A 20,900-nucleotide genomic window follows, 5' to 3' on the forward strand; every position below is an offset into this window, starting at 1 on the left:
GTCTGGCTTTGACTCACGCTTCGAGCTTTTTCTTCAGCAACTCGTTCACCTGCTGCGGGTTGGCCTTGCCTTTCGAGGCCTTCATCGCCTGGCCGACGAAGAAGCCGAACATCTTGCCGCGCTTGGCCTCGTCGGCGGCGCGGTACTGCTCGACCTGCTCGGCGTTGGCCGCCAGCACCTCGTCGAGCATCTTCTCGATGGCGCCACTGTCGGTGACCTGCTTCAGGCCCTTGGCCTCGATGATCTGGTCGGCGGAACCCTCGCCGTTGGCCATGGCTTCGAAGACCATCTTGGCGATCTTGCCGGAGATGGTGTTGTCCTTGATGCGCAGGATCATGCCGCCCAGTTGCTCGGCGGACACCGGAGACTGCTCGATCTCCAGGCCGTCCTTGTTGAGCAGGCTGCCCAGCTCGACCATCACCCAGTTGGCCGCCAGCTTGGCGTCGCCGCAGATACCCTGGACCTTCTCGAAGTAGTCGGCCATCTCGCGGCTGGCGGACAGCACGCTGGCATCGTAGGCGGACAGGCCGTACTGGCTCTCGAAGCGTTCGCGCTTCTGCACCGGCAGTTCCGGCAGTTGCTCGCGCAGCTTCGCCAGGTACTCGGGTTCGATGACCACCGGCAGCAGGTCGGGACAGGGGAAGTAACGGTAGTCGTTGGCTTCTTCCTTGCCGCGCATGGAGCGGGTCTCGTCCTTGTTCGGGTCGTACAGGCGGGTTTCCTGGACCACCTTGCCGCCGTCCTCGATCAGCTCGATCTGGCGCTGGATCTCGTGGTTGATCGCCTTCTCGATGAAGCGGAAGGAGTTGACGTTCTTGATCTCGGCGCGGGTGCCGAATTCGGCCTGGCCCTTCGGTCGCACCGAGACGTTGCAGTCGCAGCGCAGCGAGCCCTCGGCCATGTTGCCGTCGCAGATGCCCAGGTAGCGCACCAGGGCGTGGATCGCCTTGACGTAGGCCACGGCTTCCTTGGCGCTGCGGATATCCGGCTCGGAAACGATCTCCAGCAACGGCGTGCCGGCGCGGTTCAGGTCGATGCCGCTCATGCCCTGGAAGTCTTCGTGCAGGCTCTTGCCGGCGTCCTCCTCCAGGTGCGCGCGGGTGATGCCGATGCGCTTGGTGGTGCCGTCTTCCAGGGTGATGTCGAGGTGGCCCTTGCCGACGATGGGATGGTCCATCTGGCTGGTCTGGTAGCCCTTCGGCAGGTCAGGGTAGAAGTAGTTCTTGCGGGCGAACACGTTCTGCCGGTCGATCCGTGCGTCGATCGCCAGGCCGAACAGGCAGGCCATGCGTACGGCCTCCTCGTTTAGCACCGGCAGGGTGCCCGGCATGGCCAGGTCGACCAGGCTGGCCTGGGTATTCGGCGCGGCGCCGAAGGCGGTCGAGCTGCCGGAGAAGATCTTCGATTGGGTGGCGAGCTGTGCGTGGATTTCCAGCCCGATCACGGTTTCCCATTGCATGTGGTGTTCCTCAATCCTTCTGTGCCTGCGCAGTCCCGCTGCCGACCCTGCGGGTCGCCCTCTCCGCGCCGGGAGAGGGGAGGGGACTGCGTGGCGTTGCCATGGCTTAGAAGCCGGCCGGGGTGCGGGTGTGCCAGTCGCTGACCTGCTGGTACTGGTGCGCGACGTTGAGCAGGCGACCTTCCTGGAAGTAGGGCGCGAGCAACTGGACACCCACCGGCAGGCCGTCGACGAAGCCGGCGGGCATGGACAGCCCCGGCAGGCCGGCGAGGTTGGCGGTGATGGTGTAGATGTCTTCCAGGTACTGGGAAACCGGGTCGTCGTTCTTCTCGCCGATCTTCCAGGCCGGGTTCGGCGTGGTCGGGCCGAGGATCACGTCCACTTCGGCAAAGGCGCTGACGAAGTCGTTCTTGATCAGCCGGCGAATCTTCTGAGCCTGCAGGTAATAGGCATCGTAGTAGCCGGCCGACAGTGCGTAGGTGCCGACCATGATGCGGTTCTTCACTTCGCTGCCGAAGCCTTCCGCGCGCGAGCGCTTGTACAGGTCTTCCAGGTTCTGCGGGGCGTCGCAACGATAGCCATAGCGCACGCCGTCGAAGCGCGACAGGTTGGAGGACGCCTCGGCCGGCGCGATCACGTAGTAGGCCGGGATGGCGTGCTGCATGTTCGGCAGGGAAATGTCCTTCACCGTGGCGCCGAGCGTCTTCAGCTCCTCGACCACGGCCAGCACCGCGTCGGCGATGCGGCTGTCGAGGCCGGCGCCGAAGTATTCCCGCGGCAGGCCGATGCGCAGGCCGCTCAGCGGCTTCTGCAGGGCGGCCAGGTAGTCGTCCACCGGCTGTTCGACGCTGGTCGAGTCCTTCGGATCGAATCCGGCCATCACCCCCAGCATCAGCGCGCAGTCCTCGGCGGTGCGCGCCAGCGGGCCGCCCTGGTCGAGGCTGGAGGCGTAGGCGATCATGCCCCAGCGGGAAACCCGGCCGTAGGTCGGCTTGATCCCGGTGAGGTTGGTCAGCGCCGCCGGCTGGCGGATCGAGCCGCCGGTATCGGTGCCGGTGGCGGCCGGCAGCAGGCGCGCGGCGACTGCCGCGGCGGAGCCGCCGGAGGAGCCGCCAGGCACGCGGTCGAGGCTCCAGGGGTTGTTCACCGCGCCGTAGTGGCTGGACTGGTTCGACGAGCCCATGGCGAATTCGTCCATGTTCAGCTTGCCGAGGGTAACGGCGCCGGCGGCGGCGAGCTTCTCGACCACGGTGGCGTCGTAGGGCGAGACGAAGTTGTCGAGCATCTTCGAACCGCAGCTGGTGCGTACGCCCTGGGTGCAGAACAGGTCCTTGTGGGCGATCGGCGCGCCGAGCAGGGCGCCGTTCTCGCCGTTGGCGCGCCGTTCGTCGGCTGCCTTGGCCTGGGCGATGGCCAGGTCGTCGGTGATGCTGATGAAGCTGTTGAGCTGGGGATCCAGCTGCCGGATGCGACCGAGCAGGGTGCGGGTCAGCTCTTCGGCGGAAAATTGCTTGTCGGCGAGGGCGCGGGCGACCTCGGCGAGGGTCAATTGATGCAGCATGTGTCCGCGTCCTTATTACTCGATGACTTTCGGAACCAGGTACAGACCTTCTTCCACGGCGGGGGCGATGGTCTGGTAGGCGTCGCGGTGATCGGTCTCGGTGACCGCGTCCGGACGCAGGCGCTGGGTGGCTTCCAGCGGGTGGGCAAGCGGTTCGACGCCGCTGGTGTCGACCGCCTGCATCTGGTCGATCAGGCCGAGGATGTTGTTCAGGGTCTCGGTGGTGCGCGGAAGATCGGCCTCGCTCAGGCCCAGGCGGGCGAGATGGGCGATTTTTTCCACGTCGGAGCGTTCAAGCGCCATCGGGAGTCTCCAGCAAAAGCGGCCTTGGAAGGGCGGCGGGGCGCCATGCGTTATATAAGGCAGGGAACGGATGCCGCGGTCGGCGGTCTAATTCCGCCTGGACGGGCCTTGTGGGGCCGGGAAAAGCCTGCAATTTAGCATATTGCCCGCCTTGCCCAAAATCCCCGTCGTTGTTAGAGTTTGCCGCACTTTTTTACCCGCGTATTTTTCACCCACGCTTCGCCTAGGGTTTCTTTCCCATGTTCAAAAAATTGCGTGGCATGTTTTCCAGCGATCTGTCGATCGACCTGGGTACTGCCAATACCCTTATTTATGTGCGCGAGCGCGGCATCGTCCTGAACGAACCGTCCGTGGTCGCCATTCGCAGCCATGGCAGCCAGAAGAGCGTCGTCGCCGTGGGCACCGAGGCCAAGCGCATGCTCGGCCGTACCCCGGGCAACATCGCCGCCATCCGTCCGATGAAAGACGGCGTGATCGCGGATTTCAGCGTCTGCGAGAAGATGCTGCAGTACTTCATCAACAAGGTCCACGAGAACAGCTTCCTGCAGCCCAGCCCACGCGTGCTGATCTGCGTGCCGTGCAAGTCCACCCAGGTTGAGCGCCGGGCCATCCGCGAATCCGCCCTGGGCGCCGGCGCCCGCGAGGTGTTCCTGATCGAAGAGCCGATGGCTGCCGCCATCGGCGCCGGCCTACCGGTCGAGGAGGCCCGCGGCTCGATGGTCGTAGACATCGGCGGCGGCACTACCGAGATCGCCCTGATTTCCCTCAACGGCGTGGTCTACGCCGAATCCGTCCGCGTCGGCGGCGACCGCTTCGACGAAGCCATCGTCACCTACGTGCGCCGCAACTACGGCAGCCTGATCGGCGAATCCACCGCCGAGCGCATCAAGCAGGAGATCGGCACCGCCTTCCCGGGCGGCGACGTTCGCGAAGTCGACGTCCGCGGCCGTAACCTGGCCGAAGGCGTACCGCGCAGCTTCACCCTGAACTCCAACGAGGTCCTCGAGGCCCTGCAGGAGTCCCTGGCGACCATCGTCCAGGCGGTCAAGAGCGCCCTCGAGCAATCGCCGCCGGAGCTGGCCTCGGATATCGCCGAGCGCGGCCTGGTGCTGACCGGCGGTGGTGCGCTGCTGCGCGACCTGGACAAGCTGCTGGCACAGGAAACCGGCCTGCCGGTGATCGTCGCCGAGGAGCCGCTGACCTGCGTGGCTCGCGGCGGTGGCCGTGCGCTGGAGATGATGGACCGCCACTCCATGGACCTGCTCTCCACCGAGTAAGGTGGCGAGCATCGTCGCCTAGGAGCGGATCATCAAACCGCTATTCTCCAAAGGCCCGTCGCTGGGCGTTCGCCTGTTGGTGCTGGCCGTGCTGTCGGTCAGCCTGATGGTGGTGGACGCCCGGTTCGACTATCTGGAGCCCGTCCGCAGCAAGCTGGGAATGGTGCTCACGCCTTTCTACGGCCTGGCGGAAATGCCGGTGCGCGCCTGGGAAGGCGTGCGCGACCAGTTCAGCAGCCGTAGCGAGCTGATCGCCGAGAACGAACGCCTCAAGGCCGAGTCCCTGCTGATGCAGCGCCGGGTGCAGAAACTCGCCGCGCTCACCGAGCAGAACGTGCGCCTGCGCGAGCTGCTCAATTCCGCCGCGCTGGTCGACGACAAGGTACTGGTCAGCGAGCTGATCGGCGTCGATCCGAACCCCTTCACCCAACGCATCATGATCGACAAGGGCGAGAACGACGGCGTCTTCGTCGGCCAGCCGGTGCTCGATGCCAGCGGCCTGATGGGCCAGGTGGTCGAGGTGATGCCCTATACCGCGCGGGTCCTGCTGCTCACCGACACCACCCACAGTATCCCGGTGCAGGTCAATCGCAACGGCCTGCGCGCCATCGCCGTCGGCACCGGCAATCCCGAGCGCCTGGAATTGCGCTACGTCGCCGACACCGCCGACATCAAGGAAGGCGACCTACTGGTCAGCTCCGGCCTGGGGCAACGCTTCCCCGCCGGCTATCCGGTGGCCACGGTCAAGGAAGTGATCCACGATTCCGGCCAGCCGTTCGCCGTGGTGCGCGCGGTGCCGACCGCGAAGATGAACCGTAGCCGCTACGTGCTGCTGGTGTTCAGCGACAGCCGCACCCCGGAACAGCGCGCCAACGACGCCGCCGAGGCCCAGGAAGAGGCGGACAAGAAAGCCGCCGCCGGCGCCCAGGCGCCCCAGCCTGCCGCGCAACCGGCCGCCGCGCCGTCGCCGGCCACCCCGGCAGCCCAGGGCGCTGCGCAGCAGCCCGCCGCCGCGCCCGCGCCAGCTCCCACGCAGCCTGCCGCTCCGGCGGCCAACGGGGGACGCCGCTGATGGCTCGCGCGACTCAAGGTTCGAACAATGTCTGGGTGATCTGGCTGAGCCTGCTGGTCGGGCTGGTGCTGGCCGTAGCGCCGATGCCTACCTTCACCGAGATCGGCCGCCCGCTGTGGCTGGCGATGCTGCTGACCTACTGGGTGTTGCTGCTGCCCGAGCGCGTCGGGATGGTCACCGCCTGGCTGCTCGGCCTGGCCCAGGACGTGCTCTACGGCAACCTGCTCGGGCAGAACGCGCTGATCCTCGGCCTGATCACCTTCCTCGTGCTGTCCCTGCACCAGCGCCTGCGCATGTTCCCGGCCTGGCAGCAGTGCCTGGTGCTGGTGGTGGTCTACGGCCTGGCGCAGCTACTCCAGCTCTGGCTCAACGCCCTGACCGGCAATCGTCCGCCGACCCTGACCTTCCTGCTCCCGGCCCTGGTCAGCGCGCTGCTCTGGCCCTGGGTGTACGCCCTGCTGCAGTTCGTCCGCCTGCGTCTCAACGTGAGGTAGGTCCGCTTCGCAGCTATGCTGCGGCGGATATCGTCATTCTTCGAAACGGGCGATCGGCGCATCGCCCGACGCGTTTCCCGGGAGCCTCCATGCCGTCGCTGTATCTCGCCTCCGCCTCGCCCCGTCGCCGTGAACTGCTGACCCAGATCGGCGTGCCGCTGTCCGTGCTCGCCACCGCTATCGACGAGTCCCCCTTGCCGAACGAAGCGCCCGCCGCCTACGTCGAGCGCCTGGCGCGCGGCAAGGCGGCCGCCGGGCTGGCTATGCTGGAAGGGCGCGGCGAGGGCGGTTGTGTCCTGGGCGCGGATACCTCGGTGGTGATCGACGGGCGAATTCTCGGCAAGCCCGTGGACCAGGCCGACGGGCTGGCCATGCTGGCTGCGCTGTCCGGGCGCGAACACCAGGTTCTCACCGCCGTGGCCCTGGCCGCCGCTGGCGGCGTCGAGGCGCGGGTGGTGGAGTGCCGGGTGCGCTTCCGCCAGGTCGCTCCGGAAGAAGCGCTGCGCTACTGGCAGAGCGGCGAGCCGGCGGACAAAGCGGGCGGATATGCGATCCAGGGCCTCGGGGCGATATTCGTCAGCCGCATCGAAGGCAGTTACAGTGCGGTGGTCGGGCTGCCTTTGTGTGAAACTGCGGAACTGTTGAGGGAATTCGGCATCCCTTGCTGGCAGCCCGTGGGTGGCAACCCGCCGTAACGCCTAACGCGCCGAAATAAGGACAGTGGACGCATGAGCGAAGAGATCCTGATCAATATCACGCCGATGGAGTCGCGCGTGGCGGTGGTGGAAAACGGCGTCCTGCAGGAAGTGCATGTCGAACGCACCCAGCGGCGCGGCATCGTCGGCAATATCTACAAGGGGCGGGTGGTACGGGTACTGCCGGGGATGCAGGCGGCGTTCGTCGACATCGGCCTGGAACGTGCGGCGTTCATCCATGCCGCCGAGATATCCAATCGCGAAGGCAGCGCCGTGGAAAGCATCAGTGCCCTGGTCCATGAGGGGCAGGCGCTGGTGGTGCAGGTGACCAAGGATCCGATCGGCACCAAGGGCGCACGGCTGACCACCCACCTGTCGATTCCTTCGCGCTATCTGGTGTACATGCCGCGCACCAGTCATGTCGGGATATCCCTGCGGATCGAGGACGAAGTCGAGCGCGAGCGCCTGAAGAAGGTGGTGGCCGACTGCGTGGCGGCGGAAGGCATCGAGGGACAGGGCGGCTTCATCCTGCGCACCGCCGCGGAAGGTGCGGGCGAGGACGAGATTCTCGCCGACATCCGCTACCTTCGCCGGCTATGGGACCAGATCGCCGCGCAGATCCAGACCGTCGGCGCGCCTTCGGTGATCTACGAAGACCTGTCCCTGGCGATCCGTACCCTGCGCGACCTGGTGAACCCGCGGATCGAGAAGATCCGCATCGACTCGCGAGAGAACTTCCAGAAGATCACTTCCTTCGTCGAAGAATTGATGCCGGAGATTTCCGATCGCCTCGAACATTACCCGGGCGAGCGACCGATCTTCGATCTCTACGGCGTCGAGGACGAAATCCAGAAAGCCCTGGAGCGCAAGGTACTGCTGAAGTCCGGCGGCTACCTGATCGTCGATCCGACCGAGGCGATGACCACCATCGACGTGAACACCGGCGCCTTCGTCGGCCATCGCAACCTCGAGGAAACCATCTTCAAGACCAACCTCGAGGCGGCCACCGCGATCGCCCGCCAACTGCGCCTGCGCAACCTGGGCGGGATCATCATCATCGACTTCATCGACATGGAGGACGAGGAGCATCGCCGGCAGGTCCTGCGCACCCTGGAGAAGCAACTGGAGCGCGACCACGCGAAGACCAACATCATCGGCATCACCGAGTTGGGCCTGGTGCAGATGACCCGCAAGCGCACCCGCGAAAGCCTGGTGCAGATCCTCTGCGAGCCGTGCCCCTGCTGCCAGGGACGCGGCATGCTGAAGACTGCGGAAACCACCTGCTACGAGATTTTCCGCGAGATTCTCCGCGAGGCGCGTGCCTACCAGGCCGACTCCTACCTGGTGCTGGCCAACCAGAAGGTGGTGGACCGGCTGCTCGACGAGGAGTCGGGTAACGTCGCCGATCTCGAGGCGTTCATCGGCCGCACCATCAAGTTCCAGGTCGAGGCGATGTACTCGCAGGAGCAATATGACGTGGTCCTGCTCTGAGGCGTATGGCTGAAATGGCGGATGTGGGAAGCCTCGGAACGCGACTGCTACGGATCGTCCTGGGTCTGTGCGCCCTGGTACTGGTGCTGCTGGCGCTGTACGTCAGCCTTGGCCGGCAACTGGTGCCGCTGGTGGCCGAATACCGCCAGCAGCTGGAGGACGAAGCTGGCAAGCAACTCGGCATACCGGTGCGGATTGCCGAGCTGACGGGCTCCTGGCGCGGCTTCGAGCCTCTGGTGGTGGCGCGCGACATCCAGGTCGGCGACGGCGAACAGAGTCTGCGCCTGGCGCGGGTGCGGCTGGCGCCGGACCTGCTCGGCAGCCTGCTGGCGCGCCAGGTGCGGATCGGCAGCCTGGAGCTGGAGGGACTCAAGCTGACCCTGCGCGAAGGCGAGGATGGCCAGTGGAGCCTGGATGGCCTGCCGCACAGCGACAAGCCCAGCGATCCCCGGAAACTCCTGCAATTCCTGCTGCAGACCCAACGCATCTCGCTGCTAGACAGTCAACTGGAGGTGGCGCCGCGGGGAAGCGCAGCGCTGTCGCTCAGCGCGGTCGGCGCGACCCTGCGCAGTTCATCGGTTGGTGGGCAGAGTCTCGATGCCCGCCTGCAACTGCCGGATGGCCAACCTCTGGCGCTGCACGCCGAAGGGCGGATCGACAGCGAGGACTGGCCGCGCAGCAGCGCCAGGTTCTATCTCAGCCTGCCGCAGAGCGACTGGGCGCAATGGTTGCCGGCCGGTCTGACCCAGGAATGGACGATCGTCCGGGCCAAGGCCGGCGGCGACTTCTGGTTCGACTGGCGCGACGGCAAGGCGCAACGGCTGGTGGCACGGCTGCTGGCGCCGCAGTTGAAGGCGTCGTATGCCGCGCGCAAGCCGGTGGAAATCAACGACCTGGGCATGAACCTGTTCTTCGATCGCGAAGCGCAGGGCTGGAAGGTTCGGGTCGGCGACCTGGCGGCGAATTTCGGCGAGCAGCGCTGGGGCGAGGTGGAGTTGCTGTTGCGTCGCGAGCAGCAGAACAACGAGCCACACTGGAAGCTGCAGGCCGACCGCGTCGACCTGACGCCCCTGGTGCCGGCGATAGAAGCGCTGGCGCCGCTGCCGGACGCGGCGGCCGAGTGGGTGGCGGGCCTGAAGCCGAAGGGCATCCTGCACAACCTGAACGCCGATTTCTGGCCGCAGCGGGAGGTGCCCGAGCGGGTCAGCTACGCGACCAACCTGGAAAAGGTCGGTATCTCGGCGTTCCATGAGGTCCCGGCGGTGGAAAACGTCAGCGGCACCTTGACCGGCACCCTGGCCGGAGGCCAGCTCGACGCATCGGCGCAGGATTTCATGCTGCACCTGGCCAAGGTATTTCCCGAGCCGTGGCGCTACCGCGAGGCTCGCACGCGGATGTTCTGGAGCCTGGACGACCGCGCCTTCACCCTCGGCAGCCACCTGATGCGGGTCGAGGGCGAGGAGGGCAGCCTGGCCGGCGACATGCTGATCCGCCTGATGCGCGATCCCGGCGCTGAAGACTACATGGACCTGCAGGTCGGCCTCAGCGACGGCGACGCGCGCTTCACCGCCAAGTACCTGCCGACCCAGTTGCCGGGAATGAACAAAAGCCTGGCGAACTGGTTGAAGACGGCGATCCGCAGTGGCCATGTCGAGCAGGGCTACTTCCAGTGGCAGGGCTCGCTGAACCGCGGCGCGGCGGCCGAAGCCCACGTCATGAACCTCTACTTTAAGGTCCGCGACGGCGAGCTGGCCTACCAGCCCGGTTGGCCCGCCTTGAGCAAAACGGTCGGCGAGGTGTTCGTCGAGGATTCCGGAGTCCGCGTGCTGGCCTCCAGCGGGAATCTGCTGAATTCCCGGGTCAGCGACGTCAAGGTCGACATACCTCTCGGCCGGCCGGGACAGACGCCGCACCTGTATGTGGATGGCGCCGTCGACAGTAACCTGAAGGACGGCATCAAGCTGCTCCAGGAAGCGCCGATCCCGACCCGCAAGATTTTCGCCGGCTGGGAGGGCGACGGGCCCTTGCAGGGCCACCTGAAGCTGGATATTCCACTGGACCACGACGAGGCCGGCAAGACCGGGGTGGTCGTGGATTTCTCCACCGTGGGCGCGACCCTGAAGATGCCCAGTCCGAAGCTGGATATGAGCGAAGTGAAGGGCGACTTCCGTTTCGACCTGGCCAAGGGCCTGAGCGCCCCGGCGGTGCAGGCCCGGGTGCTGGGCAGCGAGGTACGCGGGCGGATCGTCGCCGAGGGGCGCGGCGATGCGCGCACGCGCTTGCTGCTCAACGGCCAGGTGGCGGTCAAGTCGCTGAGCGACTGGCTCGGCGCTGGCCAGCGTCCGTTACCGGTCTCGGGACGCCTGCCGTTCCAGCTCAACCTGCTGCTGGATGGCAAGGACAGCCAGTTGCAGATCGATTCGGATCTCAAGGGCGCCGTCGTCGACCTGCCGGCGCCGTTCGGCAAGACGGCCGCCCAGGCGCGGCCGACCCAATGGCGGATGACCCTGGATGGCGCCGAACGGCGTTACTGGGCGCGTTACGACGGCCTCGCCAGCTTGGCCTATGCGGCCCCGGCGGACAAGCCGCTGAACGGACGCGGCGCCCTGCGCCTGGGCGGTGACCCGGCGTTGCTGCCCTCGGCACAGGGGCTGCGGGTGCGCGGGCGTCTGGCGGAACTGGACTGGGACGCCTGGCAGGCCACCCTGAAGCGCTACGGCAATGGCGACCAGGCTGCCAGTAGCGCTGCGGGCCTGCTGCGCGGCGCCGACCTGCGCATCGACAGCTTCAAGGGCTTCGGCCAGGAGCTGAAGAACCTGACCGTCGACCTGGCCCGCCAGGAGCGGGCCTGGCAACTGGTGCTGGTCAGCGACCTCGCATCGGGGCGTCTGGTCTTGCCGGATGCCAGGGGCGCGCCGATCGTGGTCGATCTGGACCGCCTGAACCTGCCGAAGTCGACCCTTCCCGACGAGAACAAGGTGGAGGATTCGGACCCGCTGGCCGCCGTCGATCCGCGCAGCCTGCCGGCGGTAGACGTGAAGATCGGCCAGGTCGCCCTCGGCGGCCAGCCGCTGGGCGCCTGGAGCCTGAAGGTACGGCCGGGCAGCAACGGCGTGGCGTTCAACGACCTGGACCTCGACCTGCGTGGCCTGCACGTCAATGGCAGCCTGCGCTGGGACGGCAGTCCGGGCAATACCCGCAGCACCTACCAGGGACGGATCGAGGGCAAGAACCTGGCGGATGTGCTCAAGGCCTGGAATTTCGCGCCGAGCGCCACCAGCGAACGTTTCCGCATGGATATCAACGGCCAGTGGCCGGGATCGCCGGCCTACATGGCCCTGAAGCGCTTCAGCGGCAGCATGGATGCATCGCTGCGCAAGGGGCAGTTCGTCGAGGTCGAAGGCAGCGCCCAGGCGCTGCGAGTGTTCGGCCTGCTCAATTTCAACGCGATCAACCGCCGGCTGCGCCTGGACTTCTCGGACATCCTCGGCAAGGGACTGAGCTATGACCGGGTGAAGGGGGTTCTCTCCGCCACCGACGGCGTCTACATCACCCGCGAGCCGCTGAAGCTGGAAGGGCCGTCGAGCAACCTGGAGTTGAACGGTACCCTGGACCTGGCTCACGATCGGGTCGACGCCAAGCTGCTGGTGACCTTGCCATTGACCAACAACCTGACCCTGGCGGCACTGATAGTCGGCGGTCCGGCGGTCGGCGGCGCGGTCTTCGTCGTCGACAAGTTGCTCGGTGACCGGGTCTCGCGCTTCGCCAGCGTGCAATACAGCGTCAAGGGCCCCTGGCAGGATCCGAAGATCAGCTTCGACAAGCCATTCGAGAAGCCCCGCTGAGCGGCGCCCGGGCCGCGACGCGGCGCTTTCGTCCGCGAGGAGGAAATCATGTCCATTGCCGTGATCCAGATGGTCAGCCAGGACGACGTGACGGCCAACCTGGCCGCCGCCCGTCGCCTGCTGGAACAGGCCGCCGAGGGCGGGGCGCGGCTCGCCGTGCTACCGGAAAACTTCGCCGCCATGGGCCGGCGCGACCTGGCCGAGCTGGGGCGCGCCGAGGCGCGGGGGAACGGGCCTATCCTGCCGTGGTTGAATTCCGCCGCTCGCGACCTCAGGTTGTGGATAGTCGCCGGAACGCTGCCGCTGCCGCCGGAGGGGCAACCCGAGGCGAAGGCGAATGCCTGTTCGCTGCTGATTGACGAGCACGGAGAGCGGGTCGCCCGCTACGACAAGCTGCACCTGTTCGATGTGGACGTAGCCGATGCGCGGGGCCGCTATCGTGAATCCGACGACTATGCTTTCGGTCAGAAGATCGTGGTGGCGGATACGCCGGTCGGTCGCCTTGGCCTGACGGTCTGCTACGACCTGCGTTTTCCGGAACTCTATACCGCGCTGCGCGAGGCCGGCGCAGAGCTGATCACAGCGCCGTCGGCGTTCACCGCGGTGACCGGCGCGGCGCACTGGCAGGTGCTGGTCCGCGCCCGCGCCATCGAGACCCAGTGCTACCTGCTGGCGGCCGGACAGGGTGGCGTCCACCCACGGGGCCGGGAGACGTTCGGCCATTCGGCCATCGTCGATCCCTGGGGCCGGGTCCTGGTCGAGCGGCCGCAGGGCGAAGCGGTGCTGCTGGCGGCGCGCGACGCCGCAGAACAGGCGGATATCCGCCGGCGCATGCCGGTGGTGGCGCACAGACGATTTTTCCCGCCGGCCGAACCGCGGCCGGCGCGTACGGAGTGAATATGAGCGAGTTGTTGTCATCCGTCAGCCAGCAGTTGCTGGCCCCCGGTGGTCTGGAGCTGGACAGCCTGCCCGGCATTCTTCATGAACTGAACGGCCCGGGCATCGATGCCGCCGACCTGTATTTCCAGAGCCAGGTCTCCGAGTCGTGGATGCTCGAGGACGGCATCGTCAAGGAAGGCAGCTTCAATCTCGACCAGGGCGTCGGGGTACGCGCGCAGTCGGGCGAGAAGACCGGCTTCGCCTATAGCAATGCGATCACCGCCGAGGCGTTGAAACAGGCCGCGGTGGCGGCCCGTTCGATTTCCCGTGCGGGACAGAACGGCAGTGTGCAGGCGTTCAAGGCCGTGGTGCCGGCTCGCCTGTACGCCGGCGAGAACCCGCTGGACGTGCTCAGCCGTGCCGAGAAGGTCGAGTTGCTGAAGCAGATCGACGCCGCTACCCGTGCGCTCGATCCCCGCATCCAGCAGGTCACGGTGAGCATGGCCGGCGTCTGGGAGCAGATCCTGGTAGCGGCCAGCGACGGTTCGCTGGCCGCCGACATTCGTCCGCTGGTGCGTTTCAACGTCAGCGTGATCGTCGAACAGAACGGCCGACGCGAACGCGGCGGCCACGGCGGCGGCGGTCGCACCGACTATCGCTATTTCCTCCAGGAAGATCGTGCCATGGGCTACGCCCGCGAGGCCCTGCGCCAGGCGCTGGTCAACCTCGAGGCGATTCCCGCGCCGGCCGGCACCCTGCCGGTGGTGATGGGCGCGGGTTGGTCCGGGGTCCTGCTCCACGAAGCGGTCGGCCACGGCCTGGAGGGCGACTTCAACCGCAAGGGCAGCTCCGCCTACAGCGGCCGGATCGGCGAAAAGGTCGCCTCGAGCCTGTGCACCATCGTCGACGACGGCACCCTGGCCGGGCGTCGCGGCTCGCTGAGCGTGGATGACGAAGGCACGCCGAGCAACTGCAACGTGTTGATCGAGAACGGCGTGCTCAAGGGCTACATGCAGGACAAGCTCAACGCCCGCCTGATGGGCGTGGCGCGCACCGGTAACGGCCGCCGCGAGTCCTACGCGCACCTGCCGATGCCACGCATGACCAACACCTACATGCTGGCCGGCGAGAGCGATCCGCAGGAAATCATCGCCTCGGTGGAGAAGGGTATCTACTGCGCCAACCTCGGCGGTGGCCAGGTCGATATCACCAGCGGCAAGTTCGTGTTCTCCACCAGCGAGGCCTACCTGATCGAGAACGGCAGGATCACCACCCCGGTGAAAGGCGCCACCCTGATCGGCAACGGTCCGGAAGCGATGAGCCGGGTGTCCATGGTCGGCAACGACCTGGCCCTGGACAGTGGCGTGGGAACCTGCGGGAAGGACGGTCAGTCGGTGCCGGTCGGTGTAGGCCAGCCGACCCTGAAGATCGATGCGATCACCGTCGGCGGCACCGGCGCCTGAGGCATGGCCCGGGCGCCGGCGCGGCGAAACCTAGCGCAGGCCGCGCTTGGTTTCGTCCAGTTCGCGGATGTACTTGAACACTTTGCGTGCGGCGGCCGGCGGTTTGTTGTGCGCGGCCTCGTGCTGGGCGTGGCGGACCAGGCCGCGCAGGTGCTGGCGATCGCACTCGGGGAACTCCCCGACGAAGGCGTCGAGCGCTGCGTCGCCGCCGGCGATCAACTGGTCGCGCCAACGTTCGAGGGCATGGAAACGTTCGTTGTACTGGCGGGTGGAGGAGTCCACCTGGTCGATGAGGGCGACGATGGCGTCCACGTCCTGGTCGCGCATCAGTTTGCCGATGTACTGGATATGCCGTTTGCGGGCGATGTGCGCCTTGTGCTTCGGCGCCTCGAGCAGCGCCTTGCGTAGCGGGTCGGTGAGCGGCAGGCGCTCCAGCAACTGCGGTTGCAGGGTGGTCAGGCGCTCGCCGAGGTCCTGCAGGGCATGCAGCTCGCGTTTGATCTGCGACTTGCTCTTCTCTTCGAATTGCGAGTCGTCGTCGTGAAATTCAGCCATGGTGGTGGTCCAGTGGAAAACGCCGCCATGATAACGAGTCAGGGGCCGCTTGTCCGGCCCGGCCGCGTGGGCGGCCACGTCAACAGGAGAGTCAACAGATGAGTCTACATGCCGCGGCAGTCGGTCCCTCCGTGCTTCCGGACCTTCGCGAGCAGGTCGAGCAGATCATCGCCGAGGCCCGCCGCCAGGGCGCCAGTGCCTGCGAAGTGGCGGTGTCGCTGGAGCAGGGCCTGTCCACCAGCGTGCGCCAGGGCGAGGTGGAAACCGTCGAGTTCAACCGTGACCAAGGTTTCGGCATCACCCTCTACGCAGGCCAGCGCAAGGGCTCGGCGAGCACCTCGGCGACCGGCGAGGCGGCCATCCGCGAGACGGTGGCGGCGGCGCTGGCGATCGCCCGCCATACCTCCGAGGACGAATGCGCCGGTCTCGCCGATGCCGCGTTGATGGCCCGCGAGTTGCCCGAGCTGGACCTCTATCATCCATGGAGCCTGAGTCCCGAGCAGGCCGTGGAACGTGCCCTGGCTTGCGAGGCAGCGGCGTTCGCCGCCGACAAGCGGGTGACCAAGGCCGACGGCACCACCCTGAATACCCACCAGGGCTGCCGGGTATACGGTAACAGCCACGGTTTCATCGGTGGTTACGCCAGCACCCGGCACAGCCTCAGCTGCGTGATGATCGCCGAGGGCGAAGGACAGATGCAGCGTGACTATTGGTATGACGTCAACCGCCGTGGCGAGGCCTTGGCCAGCGCCGAGTCGATCGGTCGGCGCGCCGCCGAGCGCGCCGCCAGCCGACTGGGCGCGCGGCCGGTGCAGACCGCCGAAGTGCCGGTGCTGTTCGCTCCGGAAATCGCTGTTGGCCTGTTCGGCCATTTCCTCGGGGCGATCTCAGGCGGCAGCCTGTATCGCAAGTCATCCTTCCTCGAAGGCGCGCTGGGCCAGCGCCTGTTTCCCGAGTGGTTGAGCATCGACGAGCGGCCGCACCTGGTCGGCGCGCTCGGCAGCGCCAGCTTCGATAGCGACGGCCTGGCGACCTATGCCAAGCCATTCGTCGAGAACGGCGAGCTGGTGTCCTATGTCCTGGGCACCTATTCCGGGCGCAAGCTCGGCCTGCCGAGCACGGCCAACGCCGGCGGCGTGCATAACCTGTTCGTCAGCCATGGCGACGAGGACCAGGCCGCTCTCATACGCCGGATGGGGCGTGGCCTGCTGGTCACCGAGTTGATGGGGCAGGGCGTCAACCTGGTGACCGGCGATTATTCCCGCGGCGCCGCCGGCTACTGGGTCGAGAACGGCGAGATCCAGTTCCCGGTCCAGGAAGTCACCATCGCCGCCAACCTGCGCGACCTGTTCCGCCGTATCGTCGCGGTCGGCAAGGACATCGAACGGCGCGGCAACCTGCATACCGGTTCTGTACTGGTCGAGTCGATGATGGTGGCCGGGCGCTGAGGCCGGGTTTCCCTCTGTAGAACGCCAGCGCTCGTCGCTGGCGTTTTCGTTTCCGCCTGTTCGATTGTCCGCCTCTATGGGGACCATGCTTGTCTTTTACCAAGAAGAAAACAATAATCAATCTCATTATCGTCTGGTGAGGTTGCCATGTCCTTCGAGGCGCACGACCCGCAAGCATTGGATCACTGGTACTGGCTGGGCACGCAGATCCGCTGCGCGCTCGATCCCGACGAACCGCGCCTGCTCGACCAGTACCTCGGCGAGGCGCGCTATCTCGCCGGTTGGGAAGGTGTGGCCGCCTGGCCGCTGTTCGAGAAAGCCTACAACCTCCTGCTCGATACCGGTCGCGATCCGATATTGCCCTGGCACTGGCGCAGCCTCTGCCTCGACTACGCCTACCGGCCCCTCTGCGAACTTCAGCGACTGACCACCAACGGCAGCCAGCGGCGACGGCTGCGCCAGCTCTCCGTACGAATGGCCAGGCAGGACCTGGCGCCGTCGATGAGCTTCGATCACCCGCAACAAGGAAACCAAGATGACTGACACCCGCATCGAACGCGACAGCATGGGCGAACTGGCGGTCCCGACGACCGCCCTCTACGGCGCCCAGACCCAGCGCGCGGTGAACAACTTCCCGGTCAGCGGCCAGCGCATGCCCCAGGCCTTCGTCCGCGCCCTGCTGCTGGCCAAGGCCGCGGCGGCGCGGGCGAACGTCTCCCTGCAGCAACTGGATGCACCGATGGGCGAGGCGATCGCCGAGACCTGCCTGCAGTTGCTGCAGGAGGACTTCATGCAGCATTTCCCGGTGGATGTGTTCCAGACCGGCTCCGGCACCAGTTCCAACATGAACGCCAACGAAGTGGTGGCGACCCTGGCCAGTCGTCGCCTGGGCGGCAAGGTCAATCCGAACGACCATGTGAACTGCGGGCAGAGCAGCAACGACATCATCCCCTCGACCATCCACATCAGTGCCGCCCTCGAGATCAGCGAACACCTGCTGCCGGCGCTGCGCCACCTGGAGCAGACTATCCAGAGCAAGGCCGGCGAAGTGCATGCCTATGTGAAGACCGGCCGCACCCACCTGATGGATGCGATGCCGGTACGCATGAGCCAAGTGCTCGGTGGCTGGGCGCAGCAGGTGCGACAGGCCGGCGTGCACATCGAGAGCGTACTTCCTGCCTTGCAGCAGTTGGCACAGGGCGGCACCGCGGTGGGCACCGGGATCAACGCCCATCCGCGGTTCGCCGAACGTTTCAGCCAGGAGCTGAACGACCTGACCGGGTTGGCGTTCCGCCCCGGCGACGACTTCTTCGCCCTGATCGGTTCGCAGGACACGGCGGTCGCTGCGTCCGGCCAGTTGAAGACCCTGGCCGTGACCCTGATGAAGCTGGCCAACGACCTGCGCTGGATGAACTCCGGGCCGCTTGCCGGGCTCGGCGAGATCGAGCTGGAAGCGCTGCAACCAGGCTCCTCGATCATGCCCGGCAAGGTCAACCCGGTGATCCCGGAGGCCACCGCGATGGTCGCCGCCCAGGTGATCGGCAATGACGCCGCCATTGCCGTCGCCGGCCAATCGGGCAACTTCGAACTGAACGTGATGCTGCCGCTGGTGGCGGACAACCTGTTGCACAGCATCCAGTTGCTGGCCAACGTCAGCCGGCTGCTGGCGGACAAGGCCATCGCCAGCTTCAAGGTCAACCAGGGCAAGCTCAGCGAGGCGTTGGCGCGCAACCCGATCCTGGTCACTGCGCTGAACCCGATCATCGGCTACCAGAAGGCTGCGGAAATCGCCAAGCAGGCCTATCGCGAGGGACGGCCGATCATCGATGTGGCGCTGGAAAACACCGATCTGGACCGTGCGCGCCTGGAGGTGTTGCTGGATCCGGAAAAACTCACGGCTGGCGGCCTCTGAGGCCGCCCCACCACTGGAGGTACCGCCATGCGTCATTGGCAACGAACGATCGAACAGGGCAACCGCTGTTTCGTCACCGGCGCATTGATCGATGCGCGTGAGCACTACCTCCATGCCCTGGCCCTGGCCCAGGTGCTGCTGGAACGCTGGGGCGACGCCGACGAGGCGGTGATGGCGTTCGTCATTTCCCATCACAACCTGGCCGACTTGCACCTGCAACTGGAGCAACCGGAGGAAACCGCCGAATACCTCTGCGCCTGCCACGAGCGCCTGTTGCGGGTCAGCGCCGACCAGAAGCTGCCGTTGGCCCTGCGCCAGGCGGCCCAGCATCACAGCCGGCGCACCTATGTCGAACTGCTGTCGTTCATCGGCGAACACGGTGCCTATCCGCGCACCGAGCGCCTGCTCAAGGGACCGCCGAACGCGGAGGTCCGATCCGAGTTCCTCGCTCCGCCCCCCTCACTTCGCTATCACTGACGGAGAGTTTCCATGCCCCACGCCTTGCCGCCCTTGCCCTACGCCTACGATGCCCTGGAACCGCACATCGATGCGCTGACCATGGAGATCCACCACAGCAAGCACCACCAGACCTACGTGAACAACCTGAACGCCGCGCTGGAAGGCACGCCCTATGCCGAGCAGCCGGTGGAAAGCCTGCTGCGGCAACTGGCTGGTCTGCCGGAGAAGCTGCGCACCCCGGTTGTCAACAATGGCGGTGGGCATGCCAACCACTCGTTGTTCTGGACCGTGATGTCGCCCCAGGGCGGTGGCCGTCCCGATGGCGACCTGGGGCGGGCCATCGATGAGCAGCTCGGGGGCTTCGAGGCGTTCAAGGATGCGTTCACCAAGGCCGCGCTGACCCGCTTCGGCAGCGGCTGGGCCTGGCTCAGCGTGACTCCCCAGGGCAGCTTGCTGGTGGAGAGCAGCGGCAACCAGGACAGCCCGCTGATGAACGGCAATACGCCGATCCTCGGCCTGGACGTATGGGAGCACGCCTATTACCTGAAGTACCAGAACCGCCGCCCGGAATACATCGGCGCTTTCTACAACGTGATCGACTGGCGGGAGGTCGCGCGTCGCTATGCGCAAGCCCTGGCCTAATGCTACCCGTGATGCGAGATGGCTGGCCGGCAGCCTGGCGGTGCGGCGATGAAGGCGTTGCTCCATGGCATCGCCGAAGGTAACGGGCGGACGCTGCGCAACCTGCTGGGCCTGCTGATCTTCATCGGCGGCGGCTACCTGCTCGGCCGCCACGCGCTGTTGCTGGCCGAACTCAACCTGCCGGCGCCCATCGTGCTGGCGTTGAAAGGCGGCCTGCTCTGCGCCTTCGGTACCGCTCTCGGGGCGATGCCGGTGCTGGTGGTGAAAACCATGCCGGCGCGCCTGTCGGATGCGCTGCTGGGCTTCGGTGCCGGCGTGATGCTCTCGGCGACGGCCTTCTCGTTGATCATGCCGGCGCTATCCGCGGCCGGCGACCTCGGCTACTCGAAGTTCGGCGCGGGGTTCCTGGTCAGCTTCGGCCTGGCGGTCGGCGTGATGGGGCTGTTCATCCTCGGCCGGCTGATGCCGGACGTCCATCCCGGTTGCGAGGGCGCGCCACTGTCCGGTGGCATTCCCCCGCGCATCCTGCTATTCGTCACGGCCATCGTCCTGCACAACATCCCCGAAGGCATGGCGGTTGGCGTGTCGGCCGGTGCCGGCCTGGACGAGGCCAACGGCCTCGCCCTGGGCATCGCTCTGCAGGATGTGCCGGAAGGGCTGGTGGTGGCGCTGGTGCTGGCCGGAGTCGGTATGTCGCGTTTCAAGGCGATGCTGGTCGGTGCCGCGTCGGGCCTGGTCGAGCCGCTGTTCGCGGTGCTCTGCGCCTGGCTGGTCGGCCTCTCCGCGCTGCTCCTGCCCTGGGGGCTGGCCGCCGCGGCGGGAGCGATGCTCTTCGTGGTCACCCACGAGATCATTCCCGAGTCCCACCGCCAGGGACATGCCGCCGAGGCTACGCTGGGCCTGGTGTTCGGCTTCTGCCTGATGATGGTGCTGGATACCGCGCTGGGCTAGGGGACTCATCCGACCCGCGCTGAATTGACGCCGGCCGCAATCGCCGGAAAGGAAAAGCCGCCAGTTGGCGGCTTTTTCGTTGTCTCTGGGAAGAGGCTACTCGCCTTCGTCGAAACGGTTGTTGATCAGTTCGACCAGCGCGTTCAACGCCTCGTCTTCCTGTTCGCCTTCGGTATGCAGGTGCAGGTTGGTGCCCTTGCCGGCAGCCAGCATCATCACGGCCATGATGCTCTTGCCGTCGACGCAGCTTTCAGGATTGCGGCCGACCCGGACCTGGCAGGGGTAGCGCCCCGCGACGCCGACGAACTTGGCCGCCGCGCGGGCGTGCAGACCGAGCTTGTTGATGATGGTGATCTCGAGGGCGGGCATCTTGGGGAGTCTGTCCTTCTTGTTA

19 protein-coding genes are annotated in these 20,900 nt (G+C 66.5%); 14 read left to right on the forward strand and 5 right to left on the reverse strand.

From position 1 onward, the window contains the following. Positions 1-13: 13 nt before the first annotated feature. The 3 genes from gatB to gatC form a co-directional block, all read right to left on the reverse strand. Positions 14-1,474: an Asp-tRNA(Asn)/Glu-tRNA(Gln) amidotransferase subunit GatB gene (gatB, locus tag HMPREF2924_RS30855; protein WP_071536084.1), complete on the reverse strand. Its 1,461-nt coding sequence runs from the start codon at positions 1,472-1,474 to the stop codon at positions 14-16. A gap of 91 nt (positions 1,475-1,565) precedes the next feature. Then, complete coding sequence (gene gatA, locus HMPREF2924_RS30860) at positions 1,566-3,020, reverse strand: Asp-tRNA(Asn)/Glu-tRNA(Gln) amidotransferase subunit GatA (protein WP_023094990.1); 1,455 nt, start codon at positions 3,018-3,020, stop codon at positions 1,566-1,568. Between the two features lie 15 nt (positions 3,021-3,035). Then, the gene (gene gatC, locus HMPREF2924_RS30865; protein WP_003094397.1) at positions 3,036-3,323 is read right to left on the reverse strand and encodes an Asp-tRNA(Asn)/Glu-tRNA(Gln) amidotransferase subunit GatC; all 288 of its coding nucleotides are present in this window, start codon (positions 3,321-3,323) and stop codon (positions 3,036-3,038) included. A gap of 239 nt (positions 3,324-3,562) precedes the next feature. On the opposite strand from gatC, the gene mreB reads away from it, so the two are divergent. From mreB to tldD, 8 genes are all read left to right on the forward strand, one after another. Further along, on the forward strand, positions 3,563-4,600 hold the full coding sequence (gene mreB, locus HMPREF2924_RS30870) for a rod shape-determining protein MreB (RefSeq protein ID WP_003094393.1): 1,038 nt from the start codon (positions 3,563-3,565) through the stop codon (positions 4,598-4,600). Between the two features lie 31 nt (positions 4,601-4,631). Further along, complete coding sequence (gene mreC / locus HMPREF2924_RS30875; protein ID WP_071533941.1) at positions 4,632-5,672, forward strand: rod shape-determining protein MreC; 1,041 nt, start codon at positions 4,632-4,634, stop codon at positions 5,670-5,672. After that, a complete protein-coding gene (gene mreD / locus HMPREF2924_RS30880) occupies positions 5,672-6,166 on the forward strand; it encodes a rod shape-determining protein MreD (protein ID WP_003094389.1) in 495 nt (164 codons plus the stop codon). Before mreC ends, mreD begins: the two co-directional genes overlap by 1 nt. 89 nt (positions 6,167-6,255) lie before the next feature. Next, the gene (locus HMPREF2924_RS30885) at positions 6,256-6,861 is read left to right on the forward strand and encodes a Maf family protein (protein ID WP_003134789.1); all 606 of its coding nucleotides are present in this window, start codon (positions 6,256-6,258) and stop codon (positions 6,859-6,861) included. A 33-nt stretch (positions 6,862-6,894) separates the two neighbouring features. Continuing rightward, positions 6,895-8,352 carry a ribonuclease G gene (gene rng, locus HMPREF2924_RS30890; RefSeq protein ID WP_003094386.1) on the forward strand — a complete coding sequence of 486 codons (1,458 nt, stop codon included), beginning with the start codon at positions 6,895-6,897 and terminating at the stop codon, positions 8,350-8,352. Positions 8,353-8,366: 14 nt separating this feature from the next. Beyond that, positions 8,367-12,197 (forward strand): YhdP family protein, encoded by a 3,831-nt coding sequence (locus HMPREF2924_RS30895; protein ID WP_003134787.1) that lies wholly within the window; start codon positions 8,367-8,369, stop codon positions 12,195-12,197. Positions 12,198-12,245: 48 nt separating this feature from the next. Then, complete coding sequence (locus tag HMPREF2924_RS30900; protein ID WP_003134786.1) at positions 12,246-13,094, forward strand: carbon-nitrogen hydrolase family protein; 849 nt, start codon at positions 12,246-12,248, stop codon at positions 13,092-13,094. A gap of 2 nt (positions 13,095-13,096) precedes the next feature. After that, positions 13,097-14,539: a metalloprotease TldD gene (gene tldD / locus HMPREF2924_RS30905; protein ID WP_003134783.1), complete on the forward strand. Its 1,443-nt coding sequence runs from the start codon at positions 13,097-13,099 to the stop codon at positions 14,537-14,539. 30 nt (positions 14,540-14,569) lie between these two features. On the opposite strand, the gene yjgA is transcribed toward tldD, so the two are convergent. After that, positions 14,570-15,094 carry a ribosome biogenesis factor YjgA gene (gene yjgA, locus HMPREF2924_RS30910; protein WP_003094378.1) on the reverse strand — a complete coding sequence of 175 codons (525 nt, stop codon included), beginning with the start codon at positions 15,092-15,094 and terminating at the stop codon, positions 14,570-14,572. Positions 15,095-15,192: 98 nt separating this feature from the next. Here yjgA and pmbA point away from each other — a divergent pair, with 98 nt between their 5' ends. The 6 genes from pmbA to HMPREF2924_RS30940 all read left to right on the forward strand — a co-directional run bounded on the left by pmbA (position 15,193) and on the right by HMPREF2924_RS30940 (position 20,506). Beyond that, positions 15,193-16,542 carry a metalloprotease PmbA gene (pmbA, locus tag HMPREF2924_RS30915; RefSeq protein WP_003110024.1) on the forward strand — a complete coding sequence of 450 codons (1,350 nt, stop codon included), beginning with the start codon at positions 15,193-15,195 and terminating at the stop codon, positions 16,540-16,542. A gap of 147 nt (positions 16,543-16,689) precedes the next feature. After that, the gene (locus tag HMPREF2924_RS30920; RefSeq protein WP_003094374.1) at positions 16,690-17,085 is read left to right on the forward strand and encodes a hypothetical protein; all 396 of its coding nucleotides are present in this window, start codon (positions 16,690-16,692) and stop codon (positions 17,083-17,085) included. Then, positions 17,078-18,454: a class II fumarate hydratase FumC gene (fumC, locus tag HMPREF2924_RS30925; RefSeq protein ID WP_023094989.1), complete on the forward strand. Its 1,377-nt coding sequence runs from the start codon at positions 17,078-17,080 to the stop codon at positions 18,452-18,454. The genes HMPREF2924_RS30920 and fumC overlap by 8 nt, the downstream gene beginning before the upstream one ends. Before the next feature lie 27 nt (positions 18,455-18,481). Further along, positions 18,482-18,931: a hypothetical protein gene (locus HMPREF2924_RS30930; protein ID WP_017002538.1), complete on the forward strand. Its 450-nt coding sequence runs from the start codon at positions 18,482-18,484 to the stop codon at positions 18,929-18,931. A 12-nt stretch (positions 18,932-18,943) separates the two neighbouring features. Further along, positions 18,944-19,555, forward strand: coding sequence for a superoxide dismutase (locus tag HMPREF2924_RS30935; protein WP_003098862.1), 612 nt, complete (start codon positions 18,944-18,946; stop codon positions 19,553-19,555). Positions 19,556-19,573: 18 nt separating this feature from the next. Then, the gene (locus tag HMPREF2924_RS30940; protein ID WP_003120918.1) at positions 19,574-20,506 is read left to right on the forward strand and encodes a ZIP family metal transporter; all 933 of its coding nucleotides are present in this window, start codon (positions 19,574-19,576) and stop codon (positions 20,504-20,506) included. A 96-nt stretch (positions 20,507-20,602) separates the two neighbouring features. Here HMPREF2924_RS30940 and HMPREF2924_RS30945 read toward each other — a convergent pair whose 3' ends face one another. After that, a complete protein-coding gene (locus HMPREF2924_RS30945; protein ID WP_003094362.1) occupies positions 20,603-20,875 on the reverse strand; it encodes an HPr family phosphocarrier protein in 273 nt (90 codons plus the stop codon). Positions 20,876-20,900: the final 25 nt, after the last annotated feature.

This window comes from Pseudomonas sp. HMSC063H08, assembly GCF_001813645.1.
In the GTDB taxonomy this organism is placed as follows: Bacteria; Pseudomonadota; Gammaproteobacteria; order Pseudomonadales; family Pseudomonadaceae; genus Pseudomonas; species Pseudomonas aeruginosa.

Coding starts and splice junctions, on each gene's coding strand:
- HMPREF2924_RS30935 (WP_003098862.1), top strand. CDS start 18,944: ATGCCCCACGCCTTGCCGCCCTTGCCCTACGCCTACGATGCCCTGGAA.
- pmbA (WP_003110024.1), top strand. CDS start 15,193: ATGAGTCTACATGCCGCGGCAGTCGGTCCCTCCGTGCTTCCGGACCTT.
- yjgA (WP_003094378.1), bottom strand. CDS start 15,094: ATGGCTGAATTTCACGACGACGACTCGCAATTCGAAGAGAAGAGCAAG.
- rng (WP_003094386.1), top strand. CDS start 6,895: ATGAGCGAAGAGATCCTGATCAATATCACGCCGATGGAGTCGCGCGTG.
- HMPREF2924_RS30945 (WP_003094362.1), bottom strand. CDS start 20,875: ATGCCCGCCCTCGAGATCACCATCATCAACAAGCTCGGTCTGCACGCC.
- HMPREF2924_RS30900 (WP_003134786.1), top strand. CDS start 12,246: ATGTCCATTGCCGTGATCCAGATGGTCAGCCAGGACGACGTGACGGCC.
- HMPREF2924_RS30940 (WP_003120918.1), top strand. CDS start 19,574: ATGGCTGGCCGGCAGCCTGGCGGTGCGGCGATGAAGGCGTTGCTCCAT.
- HMPREF2924_RS30895 (WP_003134787.1), top strand. CDS start 8,367: ATGGCGGATGTGGGAAGCCTCGGAACGCGACTGCTACGGATCGTCCTG.
- HMPREF2924_RS30920 (WP_003094374.1), top strand. CDS start 16,690: ATGTCCTTCGAGGCGCACGACCCGCAAGCATTGGATCACTGGTACTGG.
- fumC (WP_023094989.1), top strand. CDS start 17,078: ATGACTGACACCCGCATCGAACGCGACAGCATGGGCGAACTGGCGGTC.
- HMPREF2924_RS30885 (WP_003134789.1), top strand. CDS start 6,256: ATGCCGTCGCTGTATCTCGCCTCCGCCTCGCCCCGTCGCCGTGAACTG.
- HMPREF2924_RS30930 (WP_017002538.1), top strand. CDS start 18,482: ATGCGTCATTGGCAACGAACGATCGAACAGGGCAACCGCTGTTTCGTC.
- mreD (WP_003094389.1), top strand. CDS start 5,672: ATGGCTCGCGCGACTCAAGGTTCGAACAATGTCTGGGTGATCTGGCTG.
- gatA (WP_023094990.1), bottom strand. CDS start 3,020: ATGCTGCATCAATTGACCCTCGCCGAGGTCGCCCGCGCCCTCGCCGAC.
- mreB (WP_003094393.1), top strand. CDS start 3,563: ATGTTCAAAAAATTGCGTGGCATGTTTTCCAGCGATCTGTCGATCGAC.
- gatC (WP_003094397.1), bottom strand. CDS start 3,323: ATGGCGCTTGAACGCTCCGACGTGGAAAAAATCGCCCATCTCGCCCGC.
- tldD (WP_003134783.1), top strand. CDS start 13,097: ATGAGCGAGTTGTTGTCATCCGTCAGCCAGCAGTTGCTGGCCCCCGGT.